The organism is Pseudovibrio sp. Ad37 (assembly GCF_001623075.1).
Lineage (GTDB): Bacteria > Pseudomonadota > Alphaproteobacteria > Rhizobiales > Stappiaceae > Pseudovibrio.
This window is the reverse complement of sequence record NZ_LMCF01000171.1, coordinates 1-898: the sequence shown is the minus strand read 5'-3', so window position 1 is coordinate 898 and position 898 is coordinate 1. Positions and strand designations below refer to the sequence as shown.

The window sequence follows — 898 nt, the reverse complement described above, 5'->3', positions numbered from 1 at the left end:
TGATATGTGGCTGGAAGCGAAATACCTGAACAAGAAAGCCCGAAAGGATCGTTGGGCATGGAACTTCGGCATTCAAAAAGCCATCCCTATAGCGGTGCGGGAAAACCGACAGTGGAAACCAGCAGTTTCTTATTGCAGGTATGCTGACGACTTTATCGTGATCGTGAAGGGAAGCAAAGCTCATGCCGAGGTGATCCGTGAAGAATGCCGCGCGTTTTTGGAGGATAGGCTCAAATTGACGCTGAATATGGACAAAACCCATATTTCTCACATCAATGACAGTTTTGTCTTTCTTGGACACCGCATCATTCGCAAGCGGGACAGATGGGGCACCATGCGTGTTTCCACCACGATACCCAAGGAAAAGGCTAAGGCGTTTACCCATAAACTCGTCAAGGCTTTATCCGGCAACCATGATATTAGGACTGTTGATATGATTGACCGCCTGAACCGCCAACTGGCGGGTTGGGCGGCGTTTTACAAGTTCACAGGCTTTACAGCCTATGTATTCCACAAGGTTGACACTGTTGTGTTCTGGAAGTTTGCTCATTGGCTGGCACGAAAGTACCGCTCTCGTATCAAACCTTTGATGCGCAAGTGGTTCAAAGCGCCAGAAAAGGGTAAAGCCAAGACATGGCTGATCTATGGGATAAGTGAACAGGGCAATCGTATTGGCAGAGCGCTTAGACGGCTGGTCACCAGTCCCAAAGCGCAGTTCAGATGGCGCAATCCTGAGTGCAATCCTTATCTCTTCAGAGAGGAGCAGCGCTCTACGGTTACCTCACGCTATCATGATGTCGCAATGGCTATGAGCCAGACTTGAACGGAGAGCCGGATGCGCTGAAAGGTGCACGTCCGGTTCGGGGAGGAGAAGCTCTTTGGAGCTTCTTACTCCACT

Annotated in this window: 1 protein-coding gene; it reads left to right on the top strand. The window is 50.0% G+C overall.

The genetic code is table 11. The features are described from left to right. Positions 1-823: group II intron maturase-specific domain-containing protein (locus PsAD37_RS20550; protein ID WP_244272550.1), on the top strand; the 823-nt coding region annotated here is incomplete at its 5' end. Between the last annotated feature and the right edge of the window lie 75 nt (positions 824-898).